Here is a 5,816-nt window from a genome sequence, read left to right on the forward strand (position 1 = left end):
GGGGGTCTTCCCGGGGCGGGGCCGCCGGCGGGGGCCGCGCGCGGGGCCCGCGCCGGGGGGGTGGCGGGAAGCCGGCGTGGTGGGCTGGGCGGGCATGCGCGGCGTCGGGAGCCTCGCGGCGGCAATCGCGCTGCCCGCCAACTTCCCCGGCCGCGACCTGATCCTGTTCAGCACGTTCCTGCTGATCATCGCCACGCTCGTCGTGCAGGGCGGCACGCTCGCGCCGCTGATCCGCGTGCTGAAGCTGCGCCCGGCCGCACGGCACACGATGTCCGAGCACGCGGTGCGCGCGCATGCGTTCGGCGCGGCGCTTGCCGAACTCGACGCGCTCGAACAACGCGGCTCGACCCTCGAGCGGCCGTCGCTCGATCGCCTGCTCGCCGAATACCGGAACCGCGTCACCTTCAACGACCGCGCGCATCGCCAGGGCGCCGAACCGGCCAACGTGCGGGCCCGCATGCTGCGCGTCGAACTCGAGCTCGTCGGCGTATCGCGCCGCGCGCTGCTCGACCTGCATCGCGACGGCAAGGTCGACGACGCCGTGCTGCACCGGATCGAATCGGAGCTCGATTTCGAGGAACTGCGGCTGCAGCGGCTGCTCGAACCGTAACGCCCGGCCCGGCCGCCGGCCCCCCCCCCCTTTTTCCCTATGGAACTGCAATGAGCGAACTGTCCGTCGAAGCGAGCATCGGCTCCGTCGATTACCTCGTCCACTTCAGCGATGGCGTCCACCAGTGGCGCGCCGACGAACCGGCGTCGCTCGGCGGCGGCGATGCGGCGCCCGCGCCCGTCACGCTGCTGCTGTCGAGCCTCGGTGCGTGCACCGCGATCACGCTGAAGATGTACGCGCAGCGCAAGGGCTGGCCGCTGACCGAAGTGCACGTGAAGCTCGCGCACGAATCGGGCAGCGCGGGCAGCACGATCGTGCGCCGCATCACGCTGGAAGGCGACCTGTCCGGCGAACAGCGCGAGCGCCTGTTGCAGATCGCGAACGCGTGCCCGGTGCACAAGATCCTCACGCATCCGATCACCATCGACACGGCGATCGCCTGACGCGCCCCGCCTCGACCACGAGATCCCCACCATGTCAGCCTCGATCAAGACCCTGCTCACGCCGCGCGAAAGCGACATCGGCAACCTCGTCGTGCGTCGCGTGCTGCCCGCGCGTGCCGCGCGCCTCGTCGGCCCGTTCATCTTCTTCGACGAGATGGGGCCGGCCGTGTTGCCGGCCGGCCGCGGCATCGACGTGCTGCCGCATCCGCACATCGGCCTCGCGACCGTCACCTACCTGTTCGACGGCTCGCTGATGCATCACGACAGCCTCGGCTTCCGGCAGAAGATCGTGCCGGGCGACGTGAACTGGATGACGGCCGGCCGCGGCATCGTGCATTCGGAGCGCTCGCCCGACGAAGACCGGTCGCATGACCAGCCGGTCCACGGGATCCAGACCTGGGTCGCGCTGCCGGTCGAGCATGAAGACACCGCACCCGCGTTCGTCCATCATGCGGCCGACACGCTGCCGTCGTTCGCGCGCGACGGTGCGAACGTGCGCGTGATCGCGGGCACCGCGTTCGGGCTCACGTCGCCGGTCGCCGTGTTCTCGCCCACGCTCTATGCGTATGCGGAATTCGCGGCTGGCGGCACGCTGGCGCTCGATGCCGAACATGAGGAACGCGGCGTGTACCTGGTCGACGGCGACCTGAGCATTGACGGCACGCCGCTCGCCCCCGCGACGATGGCCGTGCTCGAACCCGGCGCGACCGTGGCGCTCGCCAGCGCGAACGGCGCCCGCGTGATGCTGCTCGGCGGTGCGCACCTGCCGGGCGAGCGGTTCATCGAATGGAATTTCGTGTCGAGCGCACGCGCGAAGATCGACGCGGCCCGCGCGGCGTGGGCCGACCAGACCTTCGGCAAGGTGCCGGGCGAGGAAGACGAGTGGACGCGCCAGCCGGAACGCAAGGCGCAATAAGGTGCAATAAGCAGGATCGCCAGCAAGCAGGCAGGCAACGGCCGGCAAACATGCCGGCCGTTGCACGTTTACCGCTTCAATCCCATCAGCTTCGCGAGCGTCGGCCAGCGGTCGAGCGAGTCGATGAATGCGCGGCGTGCCTGTTCGTCGACGTAACGCTCGGGATCGAGCGCGGGCAGATGCCGCGCGAGGCCGAGCACGTCGTTCGGTTGCGACAGGCGATCGTCATCGGCGTCGCCGGGAAGAATTACTGTTCGTCGATCCATACACCGTCCGGAGTTTTCACCGAGTAGCCCGCGGCCGTCTGCATCGTCACCGTACCCTCGTTCTCGCCCACCATCCGCGTGCGCGGCAGGTCGGCCGCGTACTGCGCGAGCGTCGTGCCCGGCTTGAACGGGCTGTTCGACACGAGGTTCGACAGCAGCTGCGCGAGCGCGAGGAAGCTGGTCGGCTGGTCGATCACGGTCGTCGCACCGTGGTTGCCGGTAAAGCCGACGAGCCGCACGCCGACCGGCCCGTGCACGATACGCGGCGTCGGAATCTCGCGCAGGCCCGCGACCTGGTACTTGTCGCCGCGCAGCGCGGCGCCGTGCTCGGGCACGAACACGATCACCGCACGGCGGCCCGATTGCGCGATCAGGTCGGCCAGGTGATCGAAGTCGTCCATCAGCTTCGTCACGCGCTGCGGATACGAGTCGATGCTCGTCAGCGCGCTGCCGACGACGCGGTTGCCGTCGTGCAGGCTGATCGTGTTGTAGTACAGCGCGACCGGACCCGGCACCGACGCGCGCTGCGCGTACCAGTTTGCCAGCGTCGCGTAGTCGCTCTTGATCTCCGAGCCATCGAACGCGTGCATCGCGACGGGCGCGGCCGCGTTCGACACCGGCGGTGCGTCGGGCACGCCGATGTTGTCGTGGATCACCTGCAGGAAGTTGTCGAAGTGGCCGTCGTGGTTCAGCAGCGACTGCACCTTGTAGCCCGCGCTCGCCAGCTGCGAGAACAGGTAGCACTGCTGCGGCGCAGGCTTGTACAGGTCGGCGTGCGCTTCCTGCCCGCAGCTCGCGCGCAGCACGCGGATCGCCGCCGGGCCGCTGTAGCTCGCGGCCGTGCTGAAGTTGTTGAACAGGTAGTCGAAGTGGCTCAGCATCGGATGGTTGCGCACCTTCGCGGCATCGAGGTCGTCCCACGACAGCGAGCAGATGTGCAGCACGATCACGTCGAACTGCGCAGCCGGATCGTTGCCGAGATGGCCGAACGCGACCTGCCGCTGCGATTCCTGCGTGCGGAATGTCGCGAGCGCGGCGTTGTGATCCTCGGGCTGGCCGGCGATTGTCGTCCCTGTTGCGTTGGCCTGCTGCGGCAGCGGTGCGACGACGCGCGCCATCAGCCCGCTGCCGGCCTGCCACAGCGGCATCACGATCAGCACGGCCAGCACGAACGTCGCGACGCGCAGCCAGCGATTGACGATGAAGTAGACGATCAGCGCGCCGGCCACCGTCAACAACAGGACCGGCGGCAGCAGGCGCGGCAGCAGCTCCATCCAGTATTCGAAGCGGAACGTGCTCACTTCGCGTGCGGCCTCGGCAAGCCGCGCAAGCGGCGGCGCATGCATCTCGCGCGCGAGCAGCGGCACCGCGATCGCGATCGCCACGACCTGCCGGACGATGCGCCACGCACGCCGCCGGATCGGTGCGCTCACCGCGAGCGCCACCGCGAACGCGAGGTTCGCGAGCCAGAACGGCTGCAGGTGCCCGGTCGCGAACAGCGCGAACTTCAGGATGAAATACAGATTCCAGAACGTCATCTAACCCACTCCATGATGAGCGCCGCGTCAGTCGCGCGCCCGATCGAGTTTCGGCGCCAGCATGGCCTGCAGGCCGCGCGCCGCACCCTTCCACATCCGTACGTAGCCGTCCAGGCCGATACGCAACACTTCCTTCAGCCCGCCGAGCGGCGTGTCGAGGCGCTCGCCTTCGTGCCAGTCGAGCCACGCGTCCGCGCGGCCGAACGTGCATTGCACGAGCTGGCGCTCCTGTTCGAGCGTCAGTTCATCGAAGCTCACGCCGACATGGGTCGGCGTCACGCGGGTCACGCGCACCGGGAACGGGAACGATCGGTCCCCGCGCGTCACGCACACCGTCAGCGTGTCGCCGACGGCAAGCGGGAGCCCCGGCACGGCTTCGAGGCCGAGGCCGCCCGTCGAGTAGTCGCTCGTGAAGCACGCGGCCGTCGAGCCGTCGGCGAGCAGCAGCATGGCCGGCACGCGCATCGCGATCCGGTGCGTGACGCGCACCTGCTTGGTCTCGCGCGCCACGGCCAGCGCCGCGCCGAGCATTGCGAGGTTGTACACGGTCCAGCCGAGCGTGATCAGGATCGTCGATGCTTCGTCGCCCTGATCGGCCACGAGCCGCCACAGGCCGGCGAGGATCGCGAGCACGTTCAGCCCGAACAGCACCAGATACGGCTTCGACGTCGACCAGTCGACGTAGCCTTCGTCGATCTTGCCGCCCTTGTCCGTCACGTTGAACTTGCCGTGCTTCGGGCTGAAGAACGCGACGGTGGTCGGCAGTGCGATGTACCACGCGAGCACCGACTCGTAGACCTCGGCCCAGAACGAATGGCGGTAGCGCCCCTGCATCCGCGAGTTCGCGACGTTCGCGAGCACGAGATACGGAATCACGTAGCTCGCGAGCGCGACTGCCGATGCGTTGATGAAGTACAGGTGGAAGAACAGGTACGCGAGCGGGATCGTCAGGAACACGAGCCGCGGAATCCCGTAGAAGAAGTGCAGCATCGCGTTGCCGTAGCAGATCCGCTGGATGAAGCCGAGCCCGCGCCCGAGGAACGGGTTGTCGATGCGGAAGATCTGCGCCATCCCGCGCGCCCAGCGCGTGCGCTGCTTCACGTGGCCCGCGAGGCTTTCGGTCGCGAGGCCGGCCGCCTGCACGGTCGGCAGGTACGCCGACGTATAGCCGCGCCGGTGCAGCTTGAGCGCCGTGTGGGCATCCTCGGTCACGGTCTCGACCGCGACGCCACCCACCTCTTCCAGCGCGCTGCGCTTGAGCACCGCGCACGAGCCGCAGAAGAACGTCGCGTTCCACAGGTCGTTGCCCGACTGCACGAGGCCGTAGAACAGGTTGCCCTCGTTCGGGATCTCGCGGAACGTGCCGAGGTTGCGCTCGAACGGATCGGGCGAGAAGAAATGGTGCGGCGTCTGCACGAGCGCGCACTTCGGGTCGCGCAGGAACACGCCCATCGTCGTCTGCAGGAACGAACGCGTCGGCACGTGATCGCAGTCGAAGATCGCAATGTATTCGCCGTGCGTCTTCGGCAGCGCACGGTTGATGTTGCCGGCCTTCGCGTGGCGATTGTCGTCGCGCGTCACATAGTCGATGCCGGCTTCGCGCGCGAACGCCTCGAATTCGGGGCGCTTGCCGTCGTCGAGCAGGTACACGCGCAGCTTCGCGCTCGGCCAGTCGATGCTCTGCGCGGCGAAGACGGTCGGCTTCACGACCGACAGCGGCTCGTTGTAGGTCGGGATGTAGATGTCGACGGTCGGCCAGGTGTCGGGATCGTCGGGCAGCGGCACGATCGGCCGGTCGAGCGGCCACGCGGTCTGCACAAAGCCGAGCAGCAGGATCATCCACGTATAGGCTTCCGCGCCGTACAGCAGGTAGCCGGCAACGGCCTCGACCGGGCCACGGAAATCGAGCGTCTGCGTAGTGCGCCACCACACGTAGCGCACCGTCGCGAGCAGCGCGAGCGACGCGAGCGCGAGCGTCGGCAGATGGCCCGGCAGGCGGCGCAGCCCGAGCGCCAGCACCGCGACGATCGCGAAGAATGCGAA

General features: G+C 68.6%; 6 protein-coding genes. 3 read left to right on the forward strand and 3 right to left on the reverse strand.

From position 1 onward, the window contains the following. The 3 genes from G3O00_RS39105 to G3O00_RS39115 all read left to right on the forward strand — a co-directional run. A partial coding sequence (locus tag G3O00_RS39105) for a cation:proton antiporter (protein WP_206146192.1) occupies positions 1 to 610 on the forward strand: 610 nt, incomplete at its 5' end. A gap of 50 nt (positions 611 to 660) precedes the next feature. Next, positions 661 to 1,053, forward strand: coding sequence for an OsmC family protein (locus tag G3O00_RS39110; RefSeq protein ID WP_011351699.1), 393 nt, complete (start codon positions 661 to 663; stop codon positions 1,051 to 1,053). Positions 1,054 to 1,084: 31 nt separating this feature from the next. Continuing rightward, positions 1,085 to 1,969, forward strand: coding sequence for a pirin family protein (locus tag G3O00_RS39115; protein WP_206146193.1), 885 nt, complete (start codon positions 1,085 to 1,087; stop codon positions 1,967 to 1,969). A gap of 68 nt (positions 1,970 to 2,037) precedes the next feature. Here the strand turns inward: G3O00_RS39115 and G3O00_RS39120 are convergent, their stop codons facing one another. The 3 genes from G3O00_RS39120 to bcsA form a co-directional block, all read right to left on the reverse strand. Further along, a complete protein-coding gene (locus tag G3O00_RS39120) occupies positions 2,038 to 2,235 on the reverse strand; it encodes a hypothetical protein (RefSeq protein ID WP_174933907.1) in 198 nt (65 codons plus the stop codon). After that, positions 2,217 to 3,773, reverse strand: a complete 1,557-nt coding sequence (gene bcsG, locus G3O00_RS39125; protein WP_174933905.1) for a cellulose biosynthesis protein BcsG — start codon at positions 3,771 to 3,773, stop codon at positions 2,217 to 2,219. The genes G3O00_RS39120 and bcsG overlap by 19 nt, the downstream gene beginning before the upstream one ends. A 27-nt stretch (positions 3,774 to 3,800) precedes the next feature. Continuing rightward, a partial coding sequence (bcsA, locus tag G3O00_RS39130) for a UDP-forming cellulose synthase catalytic subunit (RefSeq protein WP_206146194.1) occupies positions 3,801 to 5,816 on the reverse strand: 2,016 nt, incomplete at its 5' end.

The organism is Burkholderia sp. Ac-20384, assembly GCF_017104605.1.
In the GTDB taxonomy this organism is placed as follows: Bacteria; Pseudomonadota; Gammaproteobacteria; order Burkholderiales; family Burkholderiaceae; genus Burkholderia; species Burkholderia lata.

Bases quoted from the DNA above. Each gene is read 5' to 3' on its own strand.
- bcsG (WP_174933905.1), bottom strand. From the start codon at position 3,773: ATGACGTTCTGGAATCTGTATTTCATCCTGAAGTTCGCGCTGTTCGCG.
- G3O00_RS39110 (WP_011351699.1), top strand. From the start codon at position 661: ATGAGCGAACTGTCCGTCGAAGCGAGCATCGGCTCCGTCGATTACCTC.
- G3O00_RS39120 (WP_174933907.1), bottom strand. From the start codon at position 2,235: ATGGATCGACGAACAGTAATTCTTCCCGGCGACGCCGATGACGATCGC.
- G3O00_RS39115 (WP_206146193.1), top strand. From the start codon at position 1,085: ATGTCAGCCTCGATCAAGACCCTGCTCACGCCGCGCGAAAGCGACATC.